Source organism: Streptomyces sp. NPDC003379, assembly GCF_053589195.1.
Genome location: NZ_JBSFRK010000031.1, coordinates 13,765 through 38,709, shown reverse-complemented (window position 1 = coordinate 38,709; position 24,945 = coordinate 13,765). Strand labels below are relative to the sequence as shown.

Annotated in this window: 20 protein-coding genes; 1 reads left to right on the top strand and 19 read right to left on the bottom strand. The window is 70.2% G+C overall.

Features of this window, described 5'->3' with window-relative positions; translation table 11 throughout:
• Positions 1-2 precede the first annotated feature (2 nt).
• The 5 genes from ACWDVB_RS27130 to ACWDVB_RS27110 form a co-directional block, all read right to left on the bottom strand.
• On the bottom strand, positions 3-1,589 hold the full coding sequence (locus ACWDVB_RS27130; RefSeq protein WP_451517968.1) for a Na+/H+ antiporter: 1,587 nt from the start codon (positions 1,587-1,589) through the stop codon (positions 3-5).
• Between the two features lie 61 nt (positions 1,590-1,650).
• A complete protein-coding gene (locus ACWDVB_RS27125) occupies positions 1,651-2,118 on the bottom strand; it encodes a GNAT family N-acetyltransferase (RefSeq protein ID WP_451517969.1) in 468 nt (155 codons plus the stop codon).
• Positions 2,115-3,056 (bottom strand): RluA family pseudouridine synthase, encoded by a 942-nt coding sequence (locus ACWDVB_RS27120; protein ID WP_451517970.1) that lies wholly within the window; start codon positions 3,054-3,056, stop codon positions 2,115-2,117. Before ACWDVB_RS27120 ends, ACWDVB_RS27125 begins: the two co-directional genes overlap by 4 nt.
• A gap of 49 nt (positions 3,057-3,105) precedes the next feature.
• Positions 3,106-3,705 (bottom strand): signal peptidase II, encoded by a 600-nt coding sequence (gene lspA / locus ACWDVB_RS27115; protein WP_451517971.1) that lies wholly within the window; start codon positions 3,703-3,705, stop codon positions 3,106-3,108.
• A 78-nt stretch (positions 3,706-3,783) separates the two neighbouring features.
• Positions 3,784-4,893 carry a TraR/DksA C4-type zinc finger protein gene (locus ACWDVB_RS27110; protein ID WP_451517972.1) on the bottom strand — a complete coding sequence of 370 codons (1,110 nt, stop codon included), beginning with the start codon at positions 4,891-4,893 and terminating at the stop codon, positions 3,784-3,786.
• A 592-nt stretch (positions 4,894-5,485) separates the two neighbouring features.
• On the opposite strand from ACWDVB_RS27110, the gene ileS reads away from it, so the two are divergent.
• A complete protein-coding gene (gene ileS / locus ACWDVB_RS27105) occupies positions 5,486-8,677 on the top strand; it encodes an isoleucine--tRNA ligase (protein WP_451517973.1) in 3,192 nt (1,063 codons plus the stop codon).
• A gap of 165 nt (positions 8,678-8,842) precedes the next feature.
• Here the strand turns inward: ileS and ACWDVB_RS27100 are convergent, their stop codons facing one another.
• The 14 genes from ACWDVB_RS27100 to ACWDVB_RS27035 all read right to left on the bottom strand — a co-directional run bounded on the left by ACWDVB_RS27100 (position 8,843) and on the right by ACWDVB_RS27035 (position 24,945).
• On the bottom strand, positions 8,843-9,967 hold the full coding sequence (locus ACWDVB_RS27100) for a DivIVA domain-containing protein (RefSeq protein ID WP_451518304.1): 1,125 nt from the start codon (positions 9,965-9,967) through the stop codon (positions 8,843-8,845).
• A gap of 46 nt (positions 9,968-10,013) precedes the next feature.
• The gene (locus ACWDVB_RS27095; RefSeq protein WP_055528652.1) at positions 10,014-10,298 is read right to left on the bottom strand and encodes a YggT family protein; all 285 of its coding nucleotides are present in this window, start codon (positions 10,296-10,298) and stop codon (positions 10,014-10,016) included.
• A 35-nt stretch (positions 10,299-10,333) separates the two neighbouring features.
• Positions 10,334-10,969, bottom strand: a complete 636-nt coding sequence (locus ACWDVB_RS27090) for a cell division protein SepF (protein ID WP_451518303.1) — start codon at positions 10,967-10,969, stop codon at positions 10,334-10,336.
• A 124-nt stretch (positions 10,970-11,093) separates the two neighbouring features.
• On the bottom strand, positions 11,094-11,813 hold the full coding sequence (locus ACWDVB_RS27085; protein ID WP_451518302.1) for a YggS family pyridoxal phosphate-dependent enzyme: 720 nt from the start codon (positions 11,811-11,813) through the stop codon (positions 11,094-11,096).
• 6 nt (positions 11,814-11,819) lie between these two features.
• Positions 11,820-12,530 carry a peptidoglycan editing factor PgeF gene (pgeF, locus tag ACWDVB_RS27080; protein WP_451518301.1) on the bottom strand — a complete coding sequence of 237 codons (711 nt, stop codon included), beginning with the start codon at positions 12,528-12,530 and terminating at the stop codon, positions 11,820-11,822.
• Between the two features lie 17 nt (positions 12,531-12,547).
• Positions 12,548-13,792, bottom strand: coding sequence for a cell division protein FtsZ (gene ftsZ, locus ACWDVB_RS27075; RefSeq protein WP_451518300.1), 1,245 nt, complete (start codon positions 13,790-13,792; stop codon positions 12,548-12,550).
• A 275-nt stretch (positions 13,793-14,067) separates the two neighbouring features.
• On the bottom strand, positions 14,068-14,865 hold the full coding sequence (locus tag ACWDVB_RS27070; protein WP_451518299.1) for a cell division protein FtsQ/DivIB: 798 nt from the start codon (positions 14,863-14,865) through the stop codon (positions 14,068-14,070).
• Between the two features lie 15 nt (positions 14,866-14,880).
• The gene (murG, locus tag ACWDVB_RS27065; protein WP_451518298.1) at positions 14,881-15,975 is read right to left on the bottom strand and encodes an undecaprenyldiphospho-muramoylpentapeptide beta-N-acetylglucosaminyltransferase; all 1,095 of its coding nucleotides are present in this window, start codon (positions 15,973-15,975) and stop codon (positions 14,881-14,883) included.
• Between the two features lie 6 nt (positions 15,976-15,981).
• Positions 15,982-17,292: a putative lipid II flippase FtsW gene (ftsW, locus tag ACWDVB_RS27060; protein WP_451518297.1), complete on the bottom strand. Its 1,311-nt coding sequence runs from the start codon at positions 17,290-17,292 to the stop codon at positions 15,982-15,984.
• Positions 17,293-17,340: 48 nt separating this feature from the next.
• A complete protein-coding gene (murD, locus tag ACWDVB_RS27055; RefSeq protein WP_451518296.1) occupies positions 17,341-18,774 on the bottom strand; it encodes a UDP-N-acetylmuramoyl-L-alanine--D-glutamate ligase in 1,434 nt (477 codons plus the stop codon).
• Positions 18,771-19,841, bottom strand: a complete 1,071-nt coding sequence (mraY, locus tag ACWDVB_RS27050; RefSeq protein WP_358584294.1) for a phospho-N-acetylmuramoyl-pentapeptide-transferase — start codon at positions 19,839-19,841, stop codon at positions 18,771-18,773. Before mraY ends, murD begins: the two co-directional genes overlap by 4 nt.
• A complete protein-coding gene (locus tag ACWDVB_RS27045) occupies positions 19,838-21,253 on the bottom strand; it encodes a UDP-N-acetylmuramoyl-tripeptide--D-alanyl-D-alanine ligase (protein ID WP_451518295.1) in 1,416 nt (471 codons plus the stop codon). Before ACWDVB_RS27045 ends, mraY begins: the two co-directional genes overlap by 4 nt.
• Positions 21,254-21,257: 4 nt before the next feature.
• Positions 21,258-22,976 carry a UDP-N-acetylmuramoyl-L-alanyl-D-glutamate--2,6-diaminopimelate ligase gene (locus tag ACWDVB_RS27040; RefSeq protein WP_451518294.1) on the bottom strand — a complete coding sequence of 573 codons (1,719 nt, stop codon included), beginning with the start codon at positions 22,974-22,976 and terminating at the stop codon, positions 21,258-21,260.
• A gap of 25 nt (positions 22,977-23,001) precedes the next feature.
• Positions 23,002-24,945: a peptidoglycan D,D-transpeptidase FtsI family protein gene (locus ACWDVB_RS27035; RefSeq protein WP_451518293.1), complete on the bottom strand. Its 1,944-nt coding sequence runs from the start codon at positions 24,943-24,945 to the stop codon at positions 23,002-23,004.

Here is a 24,945-nt window from a genome sequence, read left to right as displayed (position 1 = left end):
CCTCAGCGGAGACTGCGTACGTCGAGGTGGTGCAGGACCCGGTCGACGACCTCCGGGTCGGCGCCGGCCTCGCTGCGCGCGGCGAGGACCTCGTGGCGGGCGGCCGACATCATCTCGCGCTGGATGCGCTGGACGGCCTTGAGCCGGTCCACGCGCTTGGCGTACCGCTCGCGCCGCTCCTCGTCGACGATGTCCGGGCTGATCCTGGCCCCGATGTCGTACGCGCCACGCTGCAGCCGCTCCGCGACCTCCTCCGGAAGCTCCTCGACCTCCTGGATCTCCCTGAGGCGGCGCTTGGCGGCCTTGGCGGCGCGCACCGCGAGCGCGCGCTCCAGCTCCCGCTCCGCGTCGGTGTCGGCCCGCACCCCGAGCCTGCGCACGAGCCAGGGCAGCGTGAGCCCCTGGACGACGAGGGTCGCCATGATCACGCAGAACGCGATGAAGATGATCTCGTCGCGGGCCGGGAACGGAGCACCGTCGTCCGTCTTCAGCGGGATGGCGAGCGCGAGGGCCACGGACGCCACGCCGCGCATTCCGGCCCACCACATGACGACGGTCTCGCGCCAGCTCGTCGGGATGTCCTCCTCGTAGTCCCGGCGCTTGTGCAGCCGCTTGGCGAGCCAGGTCGCGGGCAGCAGCCACAGCAGCCGTACGCCGACGACGACCCCGACGATCGCCGCGCCCCAGCCGGCCATCTCCCACTCGCGGCCGCTCGCGATGCCGAAGACGTTGTGCAGCTCCAGACCGATGAGCCCGAAAGCGGCGCCGGTCACCAGGGTGTCGACGATCTGCCAGAACGTCTGTCCGGTGATCCGCCCGAGCACGTCGTCGGCGTCGACCGCGTTCTCCGCGAGGTAGAGCGCCGTGGTGAGGACGGCGAGCACCCCGGAGCCGAGCAGCTCCTCGGCCAGCACATAGCTGACGAACGGCACGAGCAGCGTCAGGCCGGTCTGCAGGATGGCGTCACCGAGCAGCCCCATGAGTTTGTTCGTCACCCAGCCGAGCGCGAGCCCGACGAGCACGGCCACCACGGCGGACAGCACCAGCTGACCCGCCGCGGACGGCCAGGAGAAGGTGCCGCTCACCGCCGCCGCGATCGCCACGTGGTAGAGCACGATCGCCGTGACGTCGTTGAAGAGCCCCTCGCCCTCCAGGATCGACACGAGCCTGCGGGGCAGCCCGAGCGAGCCCGCGACGGCGGTCGCGGCGACGGGGTCCGGTGGGGCGACGAGCGCGCCGAGCGCGACGGCCGCGGCGAGCGGCAGTCCGGGGACGACGGCGTTGCCCACCGCGGCGACCGCCGCCGTCGTCACGAACACCAACGCGACGGCGAGCAGGAAGATGGGGCGCCTGTTGGCCGCGAACTGCCGCCACGACGTGCGCTGCACGGACGCGTAGAGCAGTGGCGGCAGAACCAGCGGAAGGATGAAGTCCGGCGGGATCTCGACGTTGGGCACAAAGGGCAGCAGGGCCATGCCGATGCCCGCGAGCGTCATCAGGACGGGCGCGGGCAGCCCGAGCCGGTCCCCCAGCGGCACCGTGACGACGGCTCCGAGCAGCAAAATGAGCAGCAGCGCCAGTTGATCCACGGTGCGGCCTCCGGGCGGTCGAGACTCCAACGATCAAGACTCAACACTGCCACGCATTCCCCTAGCGCAGCGGCTTCCGCATCGCCCGGTGCGGGATGCCCGCGTCAGGGAACTCCGGGCCGTACGCCTCGTACCCCAGGCGCTCGTAGAAACCCAGGGCGTGCGTCTGCGCGTGCAGGTCGACCGCCGTCAGGCCACGCGCGCGTGCCGCGTCCTCGATGGCACCGACCAGGGCCGCCCCGACACCGAGACCGCGTGCGGTTCCCGTCACCGCGAGCCGCCCGAGCGCGCCCACGCCCGCGTCCCCGCCGTTCTTGGCGGCGGCCGCGTCGCCGGTGAGGAGCCGTCCCGTGCCCAGCGGAACGCCGTCTTCGCTCATGGCCAGGACGTGCACCGCCCCGGCGTCGTACGCGTCGTACTCAAGCTCTTCGGGCACCTGCTGCTCGGCCACGAAGACGTCCTTGCGGACGGCGAAACAGGCCGCCAGGTCGTCCGCGTCGCGGGCGACGCGGATCGTCACACCGCTCACGAGCTCTCCGCCCGGACGCGGTCGAGCGCCGTCTGGAGGTCGTCCGGGTAGCCGCTCTCGTACTCCACCCACTGCCCGTCGCCCGGGTGCTCGAAGCCGAGCCGGACGGCGTGCAGCCACTGACGGGTGAGCCCGAGCCGCTTGCCGAGGGTCGGGTCCGCGCCGTACGTCAGGTCGCCCACGCACGGGTGGCGGTGGGCCGCCATGTGCACGCGGATCTGGTGGGTGCGGCCCGTCTCCAGCTTGATGTCGAGCAGCGAGGCCGCCCGGAACGCCTCGATGAGGTCGTAGTGCGTGATGGAGGGCTTGCCCTCGGCCGTGACCGCCCACTTGTAGTCGTGGTTCGGGTGCCGGCCGATGGGGGCGTCGATCGTGCCGCTCATCGGGTCCGGGTGGCCCTGCACCAGCGCGTTGTAGCGCTTGTCGACCGTGCGCTCCTTGAACTGGCGCTTCAGCGAGGTGTACGCGCGCTCCGACTTGGCGACCACCATGAGGCCGGAGGTGCCCACGTCCAGGCGGTGCACGATGCCCTGGCGCTCGGCGGCGCCGGAGGTCGAGATGCGGTAACCGGCCGCCGCGAGGCCGCCGATCACGGTCGTCCCGGTCCAGCCGGGGCTCGGGTGCGCGGCCACGCCGACCGGCTTGACGATCACGACGATGTCGTCGTCGTCATGCACGATCTCCATGCCCTCGACGGGCTCGGCCACGATCTGCACCGGAGCGGGCGCCTGCGGCATCTCCACTTCCAGCCAGGCGCCGCCGTGCACCCGCTCGGATTTGCCGACCACCGAGCCATCGACCGAGACCTTCCCCGCCGCGGCGAGCTCGGCGGCCTTCGTACGGGAGAAACCGAACATGCGAGAAATGGCGGCGTCTACGCGCTCGCCCTCCAGGCCGTCCGGCACGGGCAGGGTACGGATCTCGGGAATCGTGCTCACCCCTTGAGTATGCAGGAGCCCACCGACACTCCCGCACCACGCGGTGCCGTCAGTCCTTGTGGACGGTGCCGTCCGGGTCGAGCCCCCGGAAGGACAGCAGCACGATCAGGATGCCGCCACAGACGATCGCCGAGTCCGCGAGGTTGAAGACCGCGAACCCCTTGGGGGCGATGAAGTCGACCACCGCGCCCTCGAAGACGCCGGGCGTACGGAAGATCCGGTCGGTGAGGTTGCCGAGCGCGCCGCCGAGCAGCAGACCGAGCGCGATCGCCCACGGCAGGCTGTAGAGCTTGCGGGCGAGCCGGGCGATCACCACGATGACCGCCGCCGCGATGCACGTGAAGATGATCGTGAACGCCTCGCCGAACCCGAAGGCGGCGCCCGCGTTGCGGATCGCGTTGAACCGGAGCCAGTCGCCGACGATCTCGATCGGCTCGTGGTGCTCCAGCTTCGCGACCACGATCATCTTGCTGATCAGGTCGAAGGCGTACGCGACGGTGGCCACGGCGAACAGCACGGCGATCTTGCGCCGGCCCTTGGGCTTCCGCCCGCCCTCGCCCTCGCCCACGACGCCGCCGGACTCCTCCGGCTCGCCCCCGGCCGTCTCAGGGATGTCCGGCGTACCGATGATGCGCTCCGCCTCTGCCACGTGAGTCCCTCAACCTAGGTACCTGACTGTGGACGAGGGTACGGCACACGCGTACGGGCCCAGGCGTCCAGGCCGTGCTCAGGAGCGCCGTTCCTGCTTCTGCTTGCACTCCACGCACAGGGTCGCGCGCGGGAAGGCCTGCATCCGCGCCTTGCCGATCGCATTGCCGCAGTTCTCGCAGAGGCCGTACGTCCCCGCGTCCAGGCGCTCCAGGGCGCGCTCGGTCTGTACGAGCATCTCGCGCGCGTTGGCGGCCAGGGACATCTCGTGCTCACGCGTGATGTTCTTCGTGCCGGTGTCCGCCTCGTCGTCGCCCGCGCCGTCACCGGAGTCCCGCATCAGACCCGCCAGGGCCTCCTCGGAGGACGCGATCTCACTGGTCAGCCGCAGCGCCTCGCTCTGGAGCTCCGCGCGGGCCTCCCCGACCTCTTCCGGGGTCCAGGGGTCCTCGCCCGGCCTGACCGCGAGCTCACCGGGCCGCACCGCGGCGGCACGCGCCTTGGGCACCGCCGTCGGCTGGGTCGCCGCGGTCGCCGTGCCCGGAGTCTTCTTCGCAACCACTGTCGTGGCTCCCGTCGTCTCCGCGGCCTCAGCCGCACCTTCGGCCGCGGACGCGGCCGTCTCGTTGTCCGTTCTCCGCCCGGCCGCGCTCTGGGCGGCCGGACCTTTCGCGCCCGTACTCTTCTTGGCCGCGCTCTTCGCGGCGGGGCTCTTCTTGGCGGGGCTCTTGGCGGGGCTCTTCTTGGTGGGGTGGCTCTGCGCGGCCGGGCTCTCTGCAACCGCGCCCTTCTCGGCCGAGGGCCGCTCCTTGGCAGCGCTCTCAGAGCCCGCGTCCTGCCCCGCCTCGTGCACCTCCTCGTGCCCCGCCTCCTCGTGATCCCCCTCGTGCCCCGCCTGGTGAGCGTCACCCTTCTTGGACACGGCCTTCTTCGCCGGAGCCTTCTTGGCAGCGGTCTTCTTGGTCGCGGTCGCTTTGACCAGGGCCTTCTCCCCGACGGCCTTCTCCCCCACGGCCGCGACCTTCTTCGCCACGGCCTTCTTGGCGGCAGCCTTCTTCGGGACCGCCTTCTTGGACGCGGCCTTCTCCACGGCCTTCTCCACGGCCTTCCCCGCGGCGTCAGGCGCCGCCCCCGCGCCTGTGGATCTGCCGGACGCCGACTGCTGTACGGCGGTCTTCTTCGCCACCATGGCCGCGGCCCCTTCACATATTGTGATCTTGCTCGCGAATCGTGCTGGGACGATAAATCGACTCCAGGCCCGCGGCAACGGGGCACGCCGCCCGATCCCCCCTCCCCGCGGATCCCGCGCGGCGAGTCTGCAAGCGTTGTGCCCAACTCCCTGCCGGGTAATCCGCCGGCCGACGCCCGCCGGGATCCACTCGCCCCCCATGTCGCCATTCGGGTCAGTCCGCACCCCGCGCCCGCGCCCCGCGAGAGTCCCGTAAAAACCGGTCGGCCGCCCCTGCCCTGGCGCCGTACACTGGTCGGCAGCGATAAGCGTGGATGGGGACGAGTAGCGGCGTACGCGGCCATGAGCGACCCGGGGACGGTGTGAGCCCGGGGGCGAGCGCGACGTGAAAATCACCCCGGAGCCGCCGGAAGAAAGCCGAAGCCCCCAGCGGAGGCGAGTAGACCCGGTATCGCGACCCCAATGAGGGGGCTCACCGGCACGGACCCCGTTCCGGAGAGCCAAGGAGGGTGGTACCGCGGGAGCGCGCCGCACCAGGCGCACACAGCTCTCGTCCCTCCGACGGAAGGCAGCACATCCGCCGGAGGACTCGTTGAATACGCCGCCGCAGTACCGCCAGGTGCCCGCCCAGGTCGACCTGCCCGCCCTCGAACACGCCGTGCTCGACTTCTGGCACGAGCAGAAGATCTTCGCCAAGAGCCTGGAGCAGTCCGAGGGCCGCCCCGAGTGGGTGTTCTACGAAGGCCCGCCCACCGCCAACGGCATGCCGGGCGCCCACCACATCGAGGCCCGCGTCTTCAAGGACGTCTTCCCGCGCTTCCGCACCATGCGGGGCCACCACGTGGGCCGCAAGGCCGGCTGGGACTGCCACGGCCTCCCCGTGGAGCTCGCGGTCGAGAAGGAGCTCGGGTTCAACGGCAAGAAGGACATCGAGGCGTACGGCATCGCCGAGTTCAACGCCAAGTGCCGCGAGTCCGTCACCCGGCACACCGACGCCTTCACCGAGCTGACGACCCGCATGGGCTACTGGGTCGACCTCGACGACGCGTACCGGACGATGGACCCGGAGTACGTCGACTCGGTCTGGTGGTCCCTGAAGGAGATCTTCAACAAGGACCTCCTCGTCCAGGACCACCGCGTCGCCCCCTGGTGCCCGCGCTGCGGCACGGGCCTGTCCGACCACGAGCTGGCGCAGGGCTATGAGACGGTCGTCGACCCGTCCGTCTACGTCCGCTTCCCGCTCACCTCCGGTCCCCTCGCGGGCGAGGCCGCCCTCCTGGTCTGGACGACGACCCCCTGGACCCTCGTCTCCAACACCGCCGTCGCCGCGCACCCCGACGTCACGTACGTTGTCGCGACGGACGGCAAGGAGAAGCTCGTCGTCGCCCAGCCGCTCGTCGAGAAGGTTCTCGGCGAGGAGTGGGAGACGACCGGCGAGACCTTCACCGGCGCCGAGATGGAGCGCTGGAACTACCAACGTCCCTTCGAGCTAGTGGAGTTCCCGAGCGCCGGCGAGGGAACCAGTGAGCACAGCCCGGCTCCGGCCCACTTCGTGGTCAACGCCGAGTACGTCACCACGGAGGACGGCACCGGTCTGGTCCACCAGTCCCCCGCCTTCGGTGAGGACGACCTCAAGGTCTGCCGCGCCTACGGCCTCCCGGTCGTGAACCCGGTCCTCCCCGACGGCACCTTCGAGGAGGACGTCCCCCTCGTAGGCGGAGTCTTCTTCAAGAAGGCCGACGAAAAGCTGACCGAGGACCTCAAGGACCGCGGTCTGCTCTTCCGCCACACCCCGTACGAGCACAGCTACCCGCACTGCTGGCGCTGCCACACGGCGCTGCTCTACTACGCGCAGCCGTCCTGGTACATCCGCACCACGGCCATCAAGGACCGCCTCCTCCAGGAGAACGAGAAGACCAACTGGTTCCCGGACTCGGTCAAGCACGGCCGCTTCGGTGACTGGCTGAACAACAACGTCGACTGGGCGCTCTCCCGCAACCGCTACTGGGGCACCCCGCTGCCCATCTGGCGCTGTGAGGAGGGCCACCTCACCTGCGTGGGCTCACGCGCGGAGCTCTCCGACCTGACCGGCACCGACCAGTCGGCCCTGGACCCGCACCGCCCGTTCATCGACGAGGTCACCTTCGCGTGCCCGCAGTGCGAAAGCACGGCCACGCGCGTGCCGGAGGTCATCGACGCCTGGTACGACTCGGGCTCGATGCCGTTCGCGCAGTGGGGCTACCCGCACAAGAACAAGGAGCTCTTCGAGAGCCGCTACCCGGCGCAGTTCATCTCGGAGGCCATCGACCAGACCCGCGGCTGGTTCTACACGCTGATGGCCATCGGCACCCTGGTCTTCGACAAGTCGTCCTACGAGAACGTGGTCTGCCTGGGCCACATCCTCGCCGAGGACGGCCGCAAGATGTCCAAGCACCTGGGCAACACCCTGGAGCCGATCCAGCTGATGGACCAGCACGGCGCCGACGCGGTGCGCTGGTTCATGGCGGCCGGCGGCTCCCCGTGGGCGGCCCGCCGCGTCGGCCACGGCACCATCCAGGAAGTCGTCCGCAAGACGCTCCTCACGTACTGGAACACGGTCGCCTTCCAGGCCCTGTACGCCCGTACGTCGAAGTGGGCCCCCAGCGACGCCGACCCGGCGCCCGCCGACCGCCCGCTCCTGGACCGCTGGCTGCTCAGCGAGCTGCACGCGCTCACCGACCAGGCCACGCAGGCCCTGGAGAGCTACGACACCCAGCGCGCGGGCAAGCTCCTGTCCGTCTTCGTCGACAACCTCTCCAACTGGTACGTACGCCGTTCCCGTCGCCGCTTCTGGCAGGGCGACAAGGCGGCCCTGCGCACCCTGCACGAGGTCGTCGAGACGGTCACGCGCCTCATGGCCCCGCTGACGCCGTTCATCACCGAGCGTGTCTGGCAGGACCTGGTCGTGCCCGTCACCCCGGGTGCCCCGGAGTCGGTCCACCTGTCCTCCTGGCCCGAGGCCGACCTGTCGATGATCGACCCGGAGCTGTCCCGGCAGATGCTTCTCGTGCGTCGCCTGGTCGAGCTCGGCCGCGCCACGCGCGCGGAGTCGGGCGTCAAGACGCGTCAGCCCCTGTCGCGCGCGCTCGTCGCGGCGGCGGGCTTCGACGCGCTGGGCGCCGAGCTGCGCGACCAGATCACGGAGGAGCTGAACGTCTCCTCCCTGGCATCGCTCACTGATTCCTCCACTGGTCCAGCGGGCGGCGGCTCCCTGGTCGACACCACCGCGAAGGCCAACTTCCGGGCCCTCGGCAAGCGCTTCGGCAAGGGCGTCCAGGCGGTCGCCAAGGCCGTCGCCGATGCCGACGCTGCCGCGCTGTCGCTGGCGCTGCGCGAGGGCACGGCCTCCGTGGAGGTCGACGGTGAGACGGTGACGCTCGCCCCGGACGAGGTCATCATCACGGAGACCCCGCGCGAGGGCTGGTCGGTGGCGTCCGACTCCGGTGCCACGGTCGCCCTGGACCTGGAGATCACCGAGGAGCTGCGTCGGGCGGGGCTGGCCCGGGACGCGATCCGGCTGATCCAGGAGGCCCGCAAGAACAGCGGCCTGGACGTCGCGGACCGGATCGCCCTGCGCTGGACCTCCACGGACCCGGCGGTGGAGACGGCCCTGTCCGAGCACGCCGGGCTCATCTCGGACGAGGTGCTCGCCACGGACTTCGCCGAAGGTGAGGCCGACGACACATTCGGACAGCCGTTCACGGACGACTCCCTGAAGCTGACGTTCCGCCTCCGCAAGGCGTAACGCTCGTACGAAGGCCCGGTTCCGCCGCAGATCTCGGCGGGGCCGGGCCTTTCTCGTACGCGTTCTGTACGCGTGTGCGGACGGGGACGGAAAAGGGCCGGGCCCCCGGAGAATCCGGGGGCCCGGCCCTGAACGCTGCCGACGCCTAAGGCGTGGTCACGCCCGTCAGTTGTCGTCCTCGTCGATGAGGAAGCCACGCATCGGCGACGGAGCCTGCTGCATCGGCTGCTGGCCCTGCGGCCGCACCGGCGCCATCGGCTGGGTCATCGCCGGGGACATCTGCTGCTGGCCGCCGTAGGACGGACCACCGGCACCCTGGTTGCCACCCATCGACTGGTTGCCGCCGTAGGACGGGGCACCCGCGCCGGCCGGAGCCATCGACGGCGCCGGGGACGGCGGCAGCGAGGCGGTGGCCGGAGTGCGCGGCGGGGCCAGCGAGTCGTCGGCCTGGGTCTCCAGCTGGCGCAGCTGCGACTCCAGGTACGACTTCAGACGCGTGCGGTACTCGCGCTCGAAGCCGCGCAGGTCCTCGACCTTGCGCTCCAGCGTGGCGCGGGCGGACTCCAGGGAGCCCATCGCGACGCGGTGCTTCTCCTGCGCGTCCCGCTCCAGGGCGTCGGCCTTGGCACGGGCGTCACGCTCCAGGCCCTCGGCGCGCGAGCGGGCCTCGCCGACGATCTTGTTGGCCTCGGAACGGGCCTCCGCGATCGCCTGGTCGGCGGTCTGCTGCGCGAGGGACAGCACACGAGCGGCGCTGTCGCCACCGGGGCCCTGACCGGGCTGCGGCATCTGCGGGCCACCCATGGGACCGCCGCCCATGGGACCACCCATGGGGCCACCCATCGGACCCTGACCCATCGGGCCGGGTCCCTGCGGACCGCCCTGCGGTCCGTGCCCCTGTCCATGTCCACTGGGGCCTGCGGGCAGCTGCGGAGCGCCACCGGGCAGCTGCGGAGGGCCACCCATGGGGCCACCCATCTGCTGCTGGGGCGGGACCGGCTGCGGGCCCGATATAGCGGCGGGCACCGGAGCACCCGGTCCGCGCTGGTGCTGGTGCTGGTCCTGCGGCCCGTCGGGACCCTTGCGCATACCGCCCTGCTGCTGGTTCTGAGCAGCGGCGCGGGTGGCGGCGGCCAGCTTGGCGCGCAGGTCCTCGTTCTCGCGGAGCAGGCGGGTCAGTTCGGCTTCGACCTCATCGAGGAAGGCATCGACCTCGTCCTCGTCATAGCCTTCTCGGAGGCGGACGGTCGTGAACTGCTTGTTCCGCACGTCCTCGGGGGTCAACGGCATCTCTTCACCTCAACGTAGTCGTCGGCATTCGGCAAGACCGTATCGTTCACAGCCGGCTCACGACGGAGATCAGGATGTAGACGATGATCATCAGTACGAAGAAGGACAGGTCGAGCGCCACGCCCCCGAGACGCAGCGGCGGAATGAACCGCCGCAGAAGCTTGAGCGGTGGATCAGTGACAGTGTAGGTGGCCTCCAGAACGACCACCATCGCCTTGCCGGGTTGCCATGAGCGGGCGAACTGGAAGACGTAGTCCATGACCAACCGGAAAATCAGCACGATGAGGAAGCACATCAGCGCGATGTAAAGCACCTGCAAGACCACGCTCATGTTCGCGTTTCCCTCTCCCCTGTTGCTCGTACGTCTCAGCTCTGGTTGAAGAACCCGCCCTCTGCGATGCGAGCCTTGTCCTCCGCCGTTACATCGACGTTAGCAGGCGACAACAGGAACACCTTCTGCGTCACTCGTTCAATGCTGCCATGCAGACCGAAGACCAGACCGGCGGCAAAGTCGACAAGTCGCTTCGCGTCGGTGTCGTCCATCTCGGTCAGATTCATGATCACCGGAGTGCCCTCGCGGAAGTGTTCCCCGATGGTACGGGCCTCGTTGTAGGTCCGCGGGTGCAATGTGGTGATGCGGTAGGGCTCCCGCTCGGACACGACCTTGGGCATGATCACCGGTGCGTTCTTCTCCAGGCTCGAGCGTTCAGGTGTGATGGATGCCACGGGGGCGATTCGTGCCGGACGTCCGGATTCCGCGGCTAGCGAAGCGGAATGGACCGCCGGTTCGCGGGGGGCGGGCGGCTGCACCACTCGTACCGATTCGTCCCGTTGAGACTGATGGGACTGGTGCGACTGATGCGGCGGTTCATGCCGCCTGCGGTCACGCTCGGGCTCCGGCTCGGGTTCGAACTCGTCATCGGGGTCGAACCCCGGACCGTCGTACCCATCGTCCTCCACGAGGCCGAGGTAGACCGCCATCTTGCGCATCGCGCCGGCCATGCTCTGAGTCCTCCGCTCTGTGGTGGATCGGCTGTCGTCACCAACTGCCCGCGATCCACGAGGTATCCCCGCTCAACAGCGGGAATGACCATATTTTCTGCTGTGGTCCGACTTCTTGGCGACGTTACCCGAGCCCGGGTCGGACTCCGAGTACCGCCGTACCGACGCGCACATGTGTCGCCCCGGCCGCGACGGCCTGTTCGAGGTCCGCACTCATCCCTGCTGAGACCATGTTCGCAGCCGGATGGGTCGCGCGCATGAGGGTTGCGAATTCCATCAACCGCTCGAACGCCGCCTGTTGCCGTCCCGCGTACGGTCCGGTGAGCGGGGCGACCGTCATCAGACCGTCGAGCCGCAGCCCCGGCGCCCGGGCGACGAGGTCGGCCAACTCTTCGATTCCGCCCGGACCCACACCCCCGCGCTCCCCGCGTCCGTTCTCCTCGGCGTCGAGCGCGACCTGGATCAGGCAGCCGAGCTCACGCTCCGCGCGCACCGCCGCGGTCGAGAGGGCCGTGACGAGCTTGGGCCGGTCCACGGACTGCACCAGACCGGCGTAACTCACCACGGAACGGACTTTATTGGTCTGCAATTGACCGACGAAGTGCCAGGTAAGGGGAAGATCCGCGCACTCGGCGGCCTTCGGTGCCGCGTCCTGGTCGCGGTTCTCCGCGACATGGCGCACACCGAGTTCCGACAGGATCCGCACATCGCTCGCCGGGTAGGTCTTGGTGACCACGATGAGGGTCACTTCCTCGCGCTTGCGCCCGGCCGCCGCGCACGCCGCGGCGATGCGCTCCTCGACCTGCGCCAGATTCGCCGTGAGTTGACTCTTACGTTCCGTCATGTCCTATCAGTCCAGCCAGACATAGCCCGCGAGACGACCGGTCGTGCGGTCGCGGCGGTACGAGAAGTGGTCACCGGATTCCAGCGTGCACACCGGCGACTGCTCCCGGTCGTGCACCCCGAGCCGCTCCAGCTGGGCGTGCACCCCGGCGGTCACATCGACCGCCGGCGTACCCCAGCTCGTCACGGCGTGCGCCCCGGGCTCGACGGCGGCGACGTCGGCGCGCATCGCTTCGGGTACTTCGTAGCAACGTCCGCAGACGGCGGGCCCGGTGCGGGCGACGATGCGTCCCGGGTCGGCGCCGAGCCGCACCATGGCCTCGACGGCGGCCAGGACGACGCCCGCCACCATGCCGGGGCGCCCGGCGTGCGCCGCCGCCGCGACCTTGGCGACCGGATCGGCGAGCAGGACGGGCGTGCAGTCGGCGGTCAGGACGGCGAGCGCGAGTCCCCTGCGGGCGGTCACCACCGCGTCGACGGCCGGGACCTCGGCCTCGGAGCCCCAGGGGCCGTCGACCACGGCGACGTCGCGGCCGTGCACCTGGTTCATCCAGACGACCCGGCCCGGGTCGACGCCGAGGGACGTGGCGGCCAGCGCCCGGTTCTCCCGTACGGCCTCGGCGTCGTCGCCGACCGCGCCGCCGAGATTGAGCTCCTCGTACGGAACGGCGCTCACCCCGCCCCACCTGTCGGTGAAGGCGAAGTGCGCGCCGCTCACGGTGCTGTGCTCGCTTATCACTTCAAGAAGTCCGGCACGTCCAGCTCTTCGGCCTGGCTGTCCTGGTACGGACGGGCCGGCGGAACCTGCGGCGGGGTCACGGGCGCGGCCGGGGCCTCGCTCACCGGAGCCGCCTCCGCGGGCTCCGGGGTCGAGGACTCGTCGCGCGACGTGACGCTGCCGAGGCCGCCGAAGGCCGGGCGGGACGATTCGGCGGGACGCGAGGGCGAGGACGGTGCGGGTTCGTCACGCTTGGCGGACGCGGACGCCGACGCGGACGCCGAACCAAGGACGTTGTCCCGCTTGGACGGCGGCTGCCCGCCGTCGAAGCCCGCCGCGATGACGGTGACCCTGACCTCGTCGCCGAGCGCGTCGTCGATGACCGCGCCGAAGATGATGTTGGCCTCGGGGTGCGCGGCCTCGCTGACCAGCTGGGCCGCTTCGTTGATCTCGAAGAGGCCGAGGTCCGAGCCACCGGAGATGGAGAGCAGCACGCCGCGCGCTCCGTCGATGGACGCTTCGAGCAGCGGCGAGGAGATCGCCATCTCGGCGGCTGCGACCGCGCGGTCGTCGCCGCGGGCCGAGCCGATGCCCATGAGCGCCGAACCGGCCTCGGACATGACCGACTTGACGTCGGCGAAGTCGAGGTTGATCAGGCCGGGCGTGGTGATGAGGTCGGTGATGCCCTGGACACCGGAGAGCAGGACCTGGTCCGCCGACTTGAAGGCGTCGAGGACCGAGACCTGGCGGTCCGAGATGGACAGGAGCCGGTCGTTGGGGATGACGATGAGGGTGTCGACCTCTTCGCGCAGCTCCGCGATGCCGTCCTCGGCCTGGTTGGCCCGGCGACGGCCCTCGAAGGTGAACGGCCGGGTGACCACGCCGATGGTGAGGGCGCCGAGCGAGCGTGCGATGTTGGCGACGACGGGTGCGCCGCCGGTGCCGGTGCCACCGCCTTCGCCGGCGGTGACGAAGACCATGTCGGCCCCCTTGAGGACCTCCTCGATCTCCTCTCGGTGGTCCTCTGCGGCCTTGCGGCCGACGGCCGGATTGGCGCCGGCGCCGAGTCCACGGGTGAGTTCACGGCCTACGTCGAGCTTGACGTCGGCGTCGCTCATCAACAGGGCTTGCGCGTCGGTGTTGATGGCGATGAACTCGACGCCCTTGAGACCGACCTCGATCATCCGGTTGATGGCATTGACACCACCGCCGCCGACACCGATGACTTTGATGACTGCGAGGTAGTTCTGCGGTGCTGCCACGTCGAAGGCCTCTCGCCTCGAGTTACGTGTCGCCGTTTCGCATCGATGCGATGCGGCGACTGATGCCGAATGGGACGGTCCGAACGCCGACCCGAACCCTAACGCTGAAGTTTAGGGTTACCAGTGTGTCTGTTCCCTGGACTCTTCCGAACAGGACACTAAGTCGACAAGTGGCGCACGTTCAACGAACACGCCGAACCTCCCGTTTTTCTTTTCACCCTATGTGATCAGCCGTAGCGATGCCGAACCAGGGTGCTGGCCTGCGGCGATACGCGTCAACTCCCCGACGACGCAGGGGCCGTGGGGACACTCACATCGAAGTGCCTTGCCTTGGGTGCCGCTTTCATCAGCGCGGTGAGAGTAGTGGCTTTCGCACGCCCCTTCTCGCCACTGCCCCAGACGACCGTGCGTCCGCGGCTCAACTCCAGCGAGATGGAGTCGTACGAACGGACCTTGACGTTCCAGGTATCGCGGGCGACAGCTTTGGGCAGGTCACCGGCGACCCCGACCGCTTCACGCAGCAGCCGGTCGGTGCCGAACCGGCGCAGGCTCGCCGCCCCGTTCTCCCGGTCCGGCGCCAATTCGAGATGCGGAACGCCCTTGGGCGCGTGACCCACCGTGGCGAATCGCACTCCTTTGGCGTCCACTTCGATGAACTTTCCGCCCTTTTTGATGACGAGAACCGGCTTGCGTTCCGTCACTTCGAGGCTGATTCCGTGCGGCCATGACGGGACGGCCTCAACCGAGTCAATCCGGGGCAATTTCGAGCGGACCCGACTCTCAAGAGCTTCCGTGTCGACCGAAATCAGTGGCTCCCCGACGGGCGCCTGTGCCGCTTCGAGCACCTCTTCGGGCGTGACCGTCCTGGTGCCCGACGTCTCCACGCGCTCCAGACGCAGCCACTGCGAGCCGTAGAGCATCCAGGCGCCCCCGGCCGCGAGGAACACGGCGAGGGCCACGGAGGCGCCCAGGGAGCGCGAACGCGGCGCCCTGGGGCGGCGGGTGCGGGGGCGCCGCGGGCGGGGCGGGCCGGACTTCTGTCGCTGCCGTACGGCGCTGGTCGGTCCGGCCACGGTCCCCTGCCCTTCTCACGCGTTGCGGCGTGACGCAATCGCCTCGTACACCATGCCGACGAGCAGCTCGTCGGCGTCCCGGCGGCCGAACTCGGAGGCGGCGCGGGACATCTCGTACAGCCGGTGCGGGTCGGCCAGCACGGGCAGGACGTTGCCCTGGACCCACTCGGGCGTCAGTTCCGCGTCGTCGACCAGCAGTCCACCGCCGGCCTTGACCACCGGCTGGGCGTTCAGCCGCTGTTCGCCGTTGCCGATCGGCAGCGGGACGTAGGCGGCGGGGAGCCCGACGGCGGAGAGTTCGGCGACGGTCATCGCGCCCGCGCGGCAGAGCATCATGTCGGCCGCGGCGTACGCGAGGTCCATCCGGTCCACGTACGGTACCGGGATGTACGGGGGCATTCCCGGCATCTGCTGTACATGCGGCAATTCGTTCTTCGGGCCGACCGCGTGCAGGATCTGGATGCCCGCGCGCTGGAGCACCGGGGCGGCCTGCTGGACGACCTCGTTGAGCCGCCGGGCGCCCTGTGAGCCGCCGGAGACGAGCAGGGTCGGCAGGTTGGGGTCGAGGCCGAAGGCGGCGCGCGCCTCCGGGCGGACCCGGGCCCGGTCGAGCGTGGCGATGGTGTGGCGCAGCGGGATCCCGATGTAGCGGGAGTTGCGCAGCTTGCTGTCAGGGGTGGCGACGGCCACCCCGGCCGCGTACCGCGAACCGATCTTGTTGGCGAGCCCGGGCCGCGCGTTGGCCTCGTGCACGACGATCGGCACCCCGGCCCGTTTGGCCGCGAGATAGCCGGGCAGGGCGACGTAGCCGCCGAAGCCGACGACGCAGTCCGCCTTGGTGCGCTCCAGGATCTGCTCGGCCGCCTTGATGGTGCCGCGCAGCCTTCCCGGGACGGTGATCAGCTCAGGGGTGGGCTTGCGCGGCAGCGGGACGGCCGGGATCAGCGCGAGTTCGTAGCCCCGCTCCGGTACGAGCCGGGTCTCGAGTCCACGCTCCGTGCCCAGGGCCGTGATGCCCACGGTCGGGTCCTGCCTCCGCAGGGCGTCCGCGAGGGCGAGCGCGGGCTCGATGTGGCCGGCGGTCCCCCCACCGGCGAGTACGACATGCACCGAAATTCACCGCTCTCCGGACGAACGCGCCTTGACGCGCCGTCGCATCGTGTTCCATCTCACCCGAGGTTGCCGCATGGCCAGGGCCGCCTTCGCAGCGGGGTCCGATCGCGCGAAGGCGATGAGGAGCCCGATGGCGAACATGGTCGGCAGCAGGGCCGAACCCCCGTAGGAGAACAGCGGGAGCGGGACACCGGCGATCGGCAGCAGACCAAGCACCGCACCGACGTTGATCACGGCCTGCGCCGTGATCCAGGTGGTCACGCCTCCCGCGGCATACCTCACGAAGGGGTCCTCCGTGCGTCCGGCCACGCGGATACCCGCATAGCCTAGAGCCGCGAACAGGGCGAGCACCGACAGTGTCCCCGCCAGACCGAGTTCCTCCCCGGTGATGGCGAAGATGAAGTCGGTGTGAGGTTCAGGAAGTTGACCCCATTTTTCCACACTCGCGCCGAGTCCGGAACCGAAGAATCCGCCAGAGGCCAGGGCGTAGATGCCGTGCACCGCCTGCCAGCACTGGTCGCCCGGGCCCGGGTCGGTGGCGCCGATGCAGGCGAGCCTCGCCATGCGGTTGGGGCTCGTCTTGATGAGAATCACACCGAGCAGGACCGCGACGCCGAGCACACCGGCGAACAGCCGGGTGGGGGCGCCCGCGAGCCACAGCAGGCCGAAGAGGATCGCGGTGAGAATGATCGCGGTGCCCATGTCCCCGCCGAGCATGATGAGCCCGAGCAGCATGAAAGTGACCGGGACCAGCGGCACAAGCATGTGTTTCCACTGGGTCAAAAGCCGCTTGTCATGTTTACGTGCAAGCAGATCGGCGCCCCACAGGACCAGGGCGAGCTTGCCGAACTCACTGGGCTGGAGCTGGAAGGGGCCGCCCAGATAGATCCAGTTCTGGTTGCCGTTGACGCTGCGCCCTATCCCCGGGATCTGCACGAGGACCATCAGGAAGACGGTCGCCGCGAGCATCGGATAGGCCAGCGCCCGGTGGAGTTTGAGGGGCATCCGCATCGCGATCAGCAGCAGGATCGCGCCGATCACGGCGGCGACGAACTGCTTGCGGAAGAAGTACGAGGCGGGCAGGTCGAGCTGCAGCGCCTGGATCATCGACGCCGAATAGACCATCACCAGGCCGAGCACGGTGATCAGGAGGCTGCTGCCGAAGATGAGGTAATACGCGGTCAGCGGCCGGTCCCAGGCCCGGCGGAGCTGGTTGTAGAGCCGCCGGGGCCCGTTCTCGCCCGGAGGGTGGGAGGCGCCTCTGGCGCGTACCGGAGCCGGTCGTTTGGCGACTCGCACGGAAGACCTGGCCACGTTCCCCTCCCAAGGGTGTGCCCGGCGCCGGCCGGACGGAAGACCCGGTCAGGCGCGCGTGGAGCCGAGTGCGCGGACGGCGTCCGCGAACGCTTCACCACGCTTGGTGTAGTTGGTGAACATGTCCATCGAGGCACAGGCCGGGGCCATCAGCACGGTGTCCCCGGGCTGAGCCAGCTCGGCCGCACGTCGTACGGCCTCGGACATCGCCCCAGTGTCGGTCCGGTCGAGGTCGACTACCGGGACCTCGGGCGCGTGTCGCGCGAGGGCTTCGCGGATCAGCGCGCGGTCGGCGCCGATGAGGACGGCCCCGCGCAGCCGCTTCGCGGCGCCCGCGACGAGCTCGTCGAAGGTGGCGCCCTTGGCCAGTCCGCCCGCGATCCAGACGATCGACTCGTACGCCGCCAACGACGCCTGTGCGGCGTGGGTGTTGGTGGCCTTGGAGTCGTCGACGTACGCGACGCCCTCGACATCGGCGACGTGCTCGATGCGGTGGGCGTCCGGGCGGAAGGCCCGCAGGCCGTCGCGTACGGCCGTCGCCCGGACGCCGAAGGCGCGGGCGAGGGCCGCGGCGGCCAGCGCGTTGGCGATGTTGTGCGGCGCGGGCGGCTGGACGTCGGAGATCTCGGCGAGCTCCTGGGCCTGCTTCTGGCGGTCCGGCACGAACGCACGGTCGACCAGGATGCCGTCCACGACGCCCAGTTGCGAGGGCGCGGGCGCGTTCAGCGTGAAACCGACGGCGCGGCAGCCCTCTTCGACGTCGGCCTCGCGGACCAGGTCCTCGGTGGACGGTTTGTCGGAGGCATCGACGTTGTAGACGCAGGCGATCTGATTGCCCTCGTAGACGCGGCCCTTGTCGGCCGCGTACGCCTCCATGGAGCCGTGCCAGTCGAGGTGGTCGGGCGCGAGGTTCAGGACCGCCGCGGAGTGGGCGCGCAAGGAGGGCGCCCAGTGCAGCTGGTAGGAGGACAGCTCGACGGCCAGCACGTCGTACGCGTCGTCGCCTTCGAGGATCACGTCCACGATCGGGGTGCCGATGTTGCCGACGGCGGCCGTGCGCAGGCCCGCCGCCGACAGGATCGAGGCGAGCATCCGCGTGGTCGTGGTCTTGCCGTTGGTGCCCGTGATCGCGAGCCAGGGCGCAGCGCCCGGACCGCGCAGCCGCCAGGCGACCTCGACGTCCCCGATGACGTCCACGCCCGCCTCCGCGGCCGCGGCGAACAGCGGCGACGACGGCTTCCAGCCCGGCGAGGTGACGACCAGGTCGGCGCCCTCGGGAAGCGTCTCGGCGTCCTCCAGGCGTACGAAGATGCCCTCGCCCCGGAGCGAGGCGGCGCGCTCCTGGTGCGCCGCCCCCGAGCCGCCGTCCACGACGGTCACCGACGCGCCGAGGCCGGCCAGGGCGCGGGCGGCACTGATGCCGCTCACGCCGAGACCGGCGACGGTGATGTTCTTGCCCTGCCAGTGGGACGCAGAGGTCACTTTTCGGCTGCCCATCCCGCGTAGAAGAGACCGAGGCCGACGATCACGCACATGCCCTGGATGATCCAGAAGCGGACCACCACAAGGACCTCGGACCACCCCTTGAGTTCGAAGTGGTGCTGGAGTGGCGCCATCCGGAAGACGCGCTTTCCGGTCATCTTGAACGAGCCGACCTGGATGACCACCGACATGGTGATCATCACGAAGAGGCCGCCGAGGAGCGCGAGCAGCAGCTCCGTGCGGGAGCAGATCGCGAGGCCCGCGAGCGCGCCGCCGAGGGCGAGCGAGCCGGTGTCACCCATGAAGATCTTGGCGGGCGAGGTGTTCCACCACAGGAAGCCGAAGCAGGCGCCCATCAGCGCGGAGGCCACGACCGCGAGGTCGAGCGGGTCTCTGACCTCGAAGCAGGCCTGTGGGTTGGTCAGCGTCGTCGCGTTGGCGCAGGACTCCTGGTACTGCCAGACACCGATGAAGGTGTACGCGCCGAAGACCATCACGGAGGCACCGGTGGCGAGGCCGTCCAGACCGTCGGTGAGGTTCACGCCGTTCGACATCGCGAGGATCATGAACAGCGCCCAGACCACGAACAGGACCGGGCCGATCGACCAGCCGAAGTCCGTGACGAACGACAGCTTGGTGGAGGCGGGCGTCTGGTTGCGGTTGTCCGGCCAGTTCAGCGCCAGCACGGCGAAGCCGATGCCGACGATCAGCTGGCCGGCCATCTTCGCCTTGGCGCGCAGACCGAGCGAACGCTGCTTGACGATCTTGATGTAATCGTCGAGGAAGCCGACCAGGCCCATGCCCGCCATCAGGAAGAGCACCAGGAGGCCGGAGAGCGTGGTCTCCGTGCCGGTGATGATCTTCGTGAGGAAGTACGCGATGAGCGTGGCCAGGATGAAGGCGATGCCACCCATGGTCGGCGTACCGCGCTTGCTGTGGTGCTCGCGCGGGCCGTCGTCCCGGATGAACTGGCCGTAACCCTTGCGGGCCAGGAGTTTGATCAGCAGCGGGGTGCCGACCAGGGTCAGGAAGAGCCCGATCACACCCGCGAAGAGGATCTGCCTCATCGGCCGGAGACCTGCCCCTCAGAAGACACCGCGGCGTCGTCGAGCAGCGCGGTGGCGACCCGCTCCAACCCGACCGACCTGGACGCCTTCACCAGCACGACGTCTCCTGGGCGCAGCTCGCTGCGCAGCAGGTCGATCGCCGCCTGTGCGTCGGACACGTGCACCGACTCCTCACCCCACGAACCCTCGTTGTATGCGCCCAGTTGGAGCCAGGACGCTTCCCTGCCCCCGACTGCCACGAGCTTGCTCACGTTGAGCCGGACGGCAAGGCGTCCGACCGCGTCGTGCTCGGTGAGACCCTCGTCCCCGAGCTCGGCCATCTGACCGAGCACCGCCCACGTACGGCGCCCCTGGCCCATGGCCGCGAGCGCGCGCAGGGCCGCTCGCATGGACTCGGGGTTCGCGTTGTAGGCGTCGTTGACGACTGTCACACCGTCCGGGCGCTCGGTGACCTCCATCCGCCAGCGGGACAGCGTGCCCGCCTCGGAGAGCGCGAGGGCGATCTCGTCGACGGACATGCCCAGCTCATGGGCGACGGCGGCCGCGGCAAGCGCGTTCGACACGTGGTGCTCACCGTACAGCCGCATGGTCACGTCGCTGCACCCGGAGGGTGTGTGCAGCGTAAAAGCAGGCTGTCCGTTCTCCATGAGACGGACATTCTCGGCACGTACGTCGGCGTCGTCTGCCTCTCCGAAGAGGACGATCCGGGCCTTCGTGCGCGAAGCCATGGCGCGTACGAGCGGGTCGTCGGCGTTGAGGATCGCGGCCCCGTCCGCGGGCAGCGCCTCCACCAACTCGCCCTTCGCTTCCGCGATCTGCTCACGTCCGCCGAACTCGCCGATGTGGGCGGTGCCGACGTTCAGGACGAGGCCGATCCTCGGCGGCGTGAGGCCGGCGAGGTAGCGAATATGGCCGATTCCGCGCGCCCCCATCTCCAGGACGAGGAAGCGCGTCCCCTCGGTGGCGCTGAGCGCGGTCAGCGGCAGGCCGATCTCGTTGTTGAGGGAGCCCGGCGTGAAGACCGTGGGCGCCTTGCGCCGCAGCACCTGGGCGAGCAGGTCCTTGGAGCTGGTCTTGCCGACCGAGCCGGTCAGCGCGACCAGGGTCGCGCCGAGCCGCTCCACGACATGGCGTGCGAGGGCGCCGAGCGCCGCCTGTACGTCGTCCACGACGACGGCGGGCACGCCGACCGGCCGCGAGGCGAGCACGGCGACCGCGCCCGCCGCGACCACGTCGGCCGCGTAGTCGTGGCCGTCGACGCGCTCGCCGACGAAGGCGACGAAGAGGCTGCCGGGCTCCACTTCACGGGAGTCCCGGACGACGGGGCCGGTCACCTGGATGGCCGGATCCGGTATGTCGTACGTCTGCCCGCCGACGACAGTGGCGATCTCGGCGAGGGAGAGGGCGATCACAACTTCATCCCTGGGTTTGCTGGATAGCTTCGCGAAGCACCTGGCGGTCGTCGAAGGGACGCACCACCCCGGCGATGTCCTGTCCCTGCTCGTGGCCCTTGCCCGCGACCAGCACGGTGTCGCCGGGTTCGGCGCGGGCGACGGCCGCGGCGATGGCGGCGGCGCGGTCCTCGAAGACGGCGACGTCGCCGCGCTCGTGGGCCGGCACGTCGGCGGCGCCGGCGAGCATCGTGGCGAGGATCGCGAGGGGGTCCTCGCCACGGGGGTTGTCGGAGGTCAGTACGGCGGTGTCGGCGAGGCGGGCCGCGGCCGCGCCCATCGGCATCCGCTTGGTCTTGTCGCGGTCGCCGCCGCAGCCGAGCACGATGTGCAGCTTGCCCTCGGTGACCTTGCGCAGCGCGCGCAGGACCGATTCGACGGCGTCCGTCTTGTGGGCGTAGTCGACGACGGCGAGGTAGGGCTGGCCCGCGTCGACGCGCTCCAGGCGGCCCGGCACGCCGGGCACCGCGGCGACGCCGTCGGCGGCCTGCTGCGGGTCGATCCCCGCGACGGCCAGCGAGACGATCGCGGCGAGGGTGTTGGCGACGTTGAAGGGGCCCGCCAGCGGGGATTTCGCCGTGACGCGCTCACCCTTGGGGCCGACCGCGACGAACGTCGAGTCGAGCGGCCCGACCTCGACGCCCTCGGCGCGCCAGTCGGCGTCGGGGTGCCCCTCGGCGGAGAAGGTGGTGACGGGCACCTCGGACTCGGTGATGAGCCGACGCCCGTACTCGTCGTCGAAGTTGACCACGCCGAGCCGCGCGCGCCGCTTGGTGAAGAGCTGCGCCTTGGCCTGGAAGTAGTCCTCCATGCCGGAGTGGAACTCCATGTGCTCCGGGCTGAGGTTGTTGAAGACGGCGACGTCGAAGACGCAGCCGTCCACCCGCCCGAGGACCAGGGCGTGGCTGGAGACCTCCATGGCGACCGCCTCGACGCCGCGCTCGCGCATCACCGCGAACAGCGCCTGGAGGTCGGTGGCTTCGGGGGTCGTACGTTCCGACTTGATGCGCTCGTCGCCGATGCGCGTCTCGACCGTGCCGATGAGGCCCGTCGCGCGCAGGCCCTTGAGCCCGCCCTCGACGAGGTAGGCGGTGGTGGTCTTGCCGGACGTACCGGTGATGCCGATCTGCAGGAGGCCGCGGCCGGGGTGGCCGTAGACCGCCGCCGCCAGCTCGCCCATCCGGTCGCGCGGGCTGTCGACGACCAGGACCGGAAGGCCGGTCGCGGCCGCGCGCTCGGCGCCGGTCGGGTCGGTGAGGATGGCCGCGGCGCCCAGGTCGGCGGCCTGCGCGACGAAGTCGGCGCCGTGCATGCGGGCACCGGGCAGCGCGGCGTAGATGTCACCAGGGCGCACCGCGCGCGAGTCGTGCGTGATGCCCGTGATCTCCGTGCTGTCTGCGTTTCCCTCGACGGCGACGCCCAGCCGGCCCGCGAGCTCCGTCAGCGAGGTCGCGGAGACCTGGTCCGGCCGCGGCGGTCCCGGATATGTCACGGGAGCGCCCTTCTGGGTGGTTTGGGACTGATCAGCGTGTGGCACGGCGGTGAGCGTACCGGGCGCACCCCCCGTGGGGCCAAAAGGGAGGGGCCTGCGCGTAGCGCGGTCGGGCAGGGGTGGTGGCGGGAGACGGGTGGGCGGGCGGTGTGGCGAGGAGTGGTTCCCCGGGTCCGGGGTGATCGTTGTCACGGGCGGTTCCTGGTCGGTCTCCGGGCTAGAAGGTGACGGGAAGGCGGGCCGGACCGCTCCCCGTGGGCGGGACTTGGAGCGTCTTCAGGGCGAACTCCATGACTTCCTTGTAGATGGGGCCGCAGATCTGACCGCCGAAGTAGCTGCCCTTGGTCGCGTTCTGGATCGCGCAGTAGACCGTGACGCGCGGCTTGTCGGCGGGCGCGAAGCCGGCGAAGGAGGAGGTGTAGCCCTTGTAGCGGCCGGTCGCCGGGTCGACCCGGTTGGCCGTACCGGTCTTGCCCGCGACGCGGTAGCCGGGGATGCGGGCCTTGGTGCCGGTGCCCTCTTCGTCGTCGACGACGGATTCGAGCATCTGCGACAGGGTCTTCGCCGTCTTCTCGCTCACCACGCGGGTCTTCTTGGGCTTCGGCGCGGGCTTGAAGGTGCCGTCGGGGCCCTTCGCGCCGCGCACCAGCGTGGGCTCGACGCGTACGCCGCCGTTGGCGATCGTCGAGTACACCGAGGCCGCCTGCATGGCGTTGATGGAGACGCCCTGGCCGAACGGGATCGTGAACTGCTGGGAGGTGGACCACTTGCCTGCGGGCGCGAGGATGCCGGACGTCTCGCCGGGGAAGCCGAGCCCGGTCTCCTTGCCGAGGCCGAACTTCCGCAGGTACGAGTAGAGGACCTCGTTGGCCTCCCGCTGCGTCCTGCCCAGCTGTCCGGTGGCGAGGATCGTGCCGATGTTCGAGGACTTGGCGAGCACGCCGTTGAGCGTCAGGCTCCAGGTGGGGTGGTCGATGTCGTCCTGGAAGAGGCGGTCGCCGCGGTGCAGCCGGTTGGGCACCGTCACATGGGTGCCGGGTGTGGCCGCGTTCTCCTCCAGGACCGCCGCCATCGACATGACCTTGGCGGTGGAGCCGGGCTCGAAGGCGTCCTGGAGCGCGGCGTTGCCGAGCGCCGCGCCGTCGGCTTTCGAGAGGTCGTTGGGGTCGAAGCTGGGGGCGTTGGCCATCGCGAGGACCTCGCCGGTGCGGGTGTCCTGCACTATCACGTAGCCACGGTCGGCCCTGGACCTCTCGACCTGCTTGCTGATGGCGTTCTGCGCGGCCCACTGGATGTCACGGTCGATGGTGAGTTCGATGTCGGAGCCGGGCACGGCGGGCGTCTCCGTGGAGCCCGCGGTCGGCACGCGGCGGCCGCCGGACTGGGCGTAGCGGATCTTGCCGTTCTCGCCCGCCAGTTGCCTGTCGAGCTGCCGCTCCAGACCGCCGCCGCCCTTGCCGTTGGAGCTGACCCAGCCCAGTATCCCGGCGGCCAGGTCGTGGTTGGGGTAGACCCGCTTGCTGCTCGGGTCGGCGAGGACACCGGCCAGCACGTTCGGGGAGTCGGGGTCGGTGTCCGCCTTCTGTGCGAGCGCGCCGCGCAGGTCCTTGATCTGCTTCCACACCTTGGGGGTCTGGCGCTGCGCGAGCAGGACGTAGCGGGTGTCGCGGGTCTTGAGCTTCTTGGTGAGCTCGGCGGCGCTCTTGCCGAGGATGGGGGCCAGGAGCGCGGCGGCCTGCTCGGGCGCGTCCTTGGTCTGCGTCTCCTTCCGTGTGAACAGCGTGGGGTCCGCCGTGATGTCGTACGCGTCCACGCTGGCGGCCAGTTCGACGCCGCCGCGGTCGGTGATGCGCCCGCGCTCGGCCGCCAGGGTGTGCGTGAAGTAGCGGTTCTTCTCGGCCTTGGCCGCGTACACGTCGGCGTCGACGGCCTGCACCTGGAGCAGCCGTACGACGAAGGCCAGCATCACCAGCGTCAGGCCGAGGCTGACCATGCGAAGGCGGGGGCGGGGGCTGCCCAGGCGGATGGTGCGGGGCCTGGCCTTCTGGCCGGGGCGGCGGGCGGCGGGGCGCCCTTCGGAGACCGGGCGGCGGGGCGCGCCGGAGCGCGCGGGACTGGCGGGCCCTGGCACCCGGCGCCGCGGGGGTTCCCTGTCGGACAC